This window comes from Streptomyces sp. B1866 (assembly GCF_031932565.1).
Classification (GTDB): Bacteria; Actinomycetota; Actinomycetes; order Streptomycetales; family Streptomycetaceae; genus Streptomyces.
Map to the genome: position 1 here is coordinate 1 of NZ_JAVSCF010000480.1, position 1,959 is coordinate 1,959.

At 80.5% G+C, this 1,959-nt stretch carries 2 protein-coding genes; both read right to left on the minus strand.

Translation table 11 applies throughout. The features are described from left to right. Nucleotides 1-1,197: type VII secretion-associated serine protease mycosin (gene mycP, locus RKE29_RS29625; protein ID WP_312008799.1), on the minus strand; the 1,197-nt coding region annotated here is incomplete at its 3' end. Continuing rightward, on the minus strand, nt 1,194-1,934 hold the full coding sequence (locus tag RKE29_RS29630; RefSeq protein WP_312008801.1) for a hypothetical protein: 741 nt from the start codon (nt 1,932-1,934) through the stop codon (nt 1,194-1,196). The genes mycP and RKE29_RS29630, both read right to left, overlap by 4 nt. Nucleotides 1,935-1,959: the final 25 nt, after the last annotated feature.

Here is a 1,959-nt window from a genome sequence, read left to right on the forward strand (position 1 = left end):
CAGGGCGGCGGCGGCCAGCAGCACCGCTCCGAGCGAGGCGGCCGCGAGTGCCGGCGCGCCCGGACCGCTGTCGCGGTGGGCGGTGCGGGCCGGTGCCGGGCCCGCGCCGAAGTAGCGCCGCGGGTACGCGCCGACGGCGGGCCGCCCGCTGTCCGGCCGCAGCTTCGCGCCCGCCGCGATGGCCGCCGCCGGGTCCACCAGGCCCGCGCCGAGTTCGTCGCTGTGCCCTCCCTCCGGGGCCTCCTGGGCGGTGTCCACCAGCAGCCGCCTGACCTGGAGGGGGCTCAGGCCCGGGTGGGCGGCGCGCACGAGCGCGGCCGAGCCGGAGACGAAGGCGGCGGCCGCGCTGGTCCCCCAGCCCTCGTAGTAGCGGCGGTCGGGGTCGACGATGACCACGTCCATGCCGGGCGCGCTGAGCGTGGCGTACCAGCGGCGGGTGGAGAAGGCGGCGCGGGTGCCGTACCGGTCCACGGCGGTCACGGCGATCACGCCGGGATAGGCGGCCGGGTAGGAGACGCGGTCGCCCTTGCCGCCGCCGTTGCCCGCGGAGGCGACGACGACCACGCCCTTGCGCAGCGCGTACTGCACGGCGGCGTCCTCGCGCGGCTCGGGGTGCGCCGACTCGCTGTCGTCGCCCAGCGACAGGTTGATCACGTCGGCGCCGTGGTCGGCCGCCCAGCGGATGCCGTCCGCGAGCGCCCCGCCGCGGGTGGCGCGGGCCTTCTCGCGCGCCGGGTCGGCGTCCTCCAGGATCACCCGCACCGGCAGGACGCGGGCCTCGGGTGCCACGCCCACGACGCCGTCGCCGTCCGCCGCGCCGTGCCCGCGCCCGGCGATGATCCCGGCCATGGCCGTGCCGTGCCGGGCCCACGCCCGCTCGCCGCGCCGCGCCCCGAAGCCGACCAGGTCGGTACCGGGCAGCACCCGGCCCCGCAGGTCGGGGTGGTCGCCGTCCACACCCGTGTCGAGCACCGCGACGGTCACGCCCGCGCCCCTGGTGGTCCGCCAGGCGTCACGCGCGTGGATGGCGTCCAGGGCCCACTCCTGCGCCCGTATGCCGTCCGCGCGTGCGGACGAGCCGGGCAGCGCGACCGCGGCGGGCAGCAGGGCGACCACGGGGGCCAGCAGGGCGACCACGGCGCGGCGGGCGGCCCGCGCCACGCGCGGGGGCCGGGCGGCCGGCGCTCTCACCCTCATGGGGATGCCTTTCTCGTCCGGGCCACGGCCTGGCGGAAGGCGTGCTCCGCCAGGTCCGCCACGCCGCGCGCGGCGTGGCCGAGGCCCGCCTGCGCGGGCGCCGAGGTGGCCCCGCGCCGGGTGGCCTCGGCGGCGGGCCGCGGGTCGGTCACGGGGCGGGCGTCGGCGAAGCCGGTGACGGCGTAGACGACGGTCGGCAGGTCGGTCAGGACCTCGATGTGCCAGCTGGCGCGCTGTGCGTCGCCGAAGCCCGCGGCCGCGGTGCCCGGCGCCGGGTACGGGCGGGGCAGCAGGTCGGCGCGGTCGCCCAGCCGCTCGGCGGCGAACCGGCGGGCGAGCGCCCGCATGCCGTCCGCGTCGGCGCGCGTCACCAGCAGCCCGACGGTCGTCACGCTGGTGCTGGTCGCGTCGGCGTACGTGGCGCGCAGCAGGCGGCCGCAGCCCACGGGCGCCAGCGCCTTGGCGAGCAGCGGGTCGAACGCCCCGCCGCAGCTGCTGTCCGGCGCGACCGCGACGCGGGTCCACACGCGGTCGGCGCCGCCCGGGCCCGCGCCGTCGCCGCGCAGCGTGGGCGGGAACAGGTCGTCGACGGGCACGCTGTGCCAGGCGGCCCACGCGTGGGCGTAGGCGGCCGCCTCGGCGTCGGGCGGGCTGTCACCGCCGGTGGCCCAGGTGCCGACCGCCGCCCCGCCCAGCAGGCCCAGCCCGAGCACGAGGCACGCGGCGGCGGACGCCAGGCGGGCGCGGGCGCCGCGGCCGCGG